The following is a 333-nucleotide window of genomic DNA, read 5'->3' as shown; positions in this document are numbered from 1 at the left end:
AGAACGGCGTCTGGCATGGCAACACCGACTTCGGCAACAACCTCGGCAATTCGCTGGCCAACCTCAATGCCTTCCTCGGCGGCAATGCCTCCAATCTGCAGCTGGCCAGCAGTTACGGCGTCACCACCCAATCGATCCTGACCTTGAACGGCGCCTTCAGCGCCGCCGCCGGCAATTACACCCTCAACGTCAACGCCGACGACGGCTTCCAGATCATCGTCGATGGCCAGGTGGTCAGCCAGTTCGCCGGCAATGAGGCGCAGACCGAGCACGATGTCGCGCTGACGCTCGGCGCCACCGCCGGCAATCTGCACGCCATCCAGATCGTGTTTT

At 62.5% G+C, this 333-nt stretch carries 1 protein-coding gene; it reads left to right on the top strand.

What is annotated here, in order from left to right:
* Window positions 1-333: PA14 domain-containing protein (locus tag JHD59_RS22435; RefSeq protein WP_199155894.1), on the top strand; the 333-nt coding region annotated here is incomplete at both ends.

It is taken from the genome of Chromobacterium sp. ASV23, from assembly GCF_016428945.1.
GTDB classification, from domain to species: Bacteria; Pseudomonadota; Gammaproteobacteria; order Burkholderiales; family Chromobacteriaceae; genus Chromobacterium; species Chromobacterium sinusclupearum.
The sequence above is the reverse complement of the archived record's forward strand: the minus strand, read 5'-3'. Positions and strand labels throughout refer to the sequence as shown.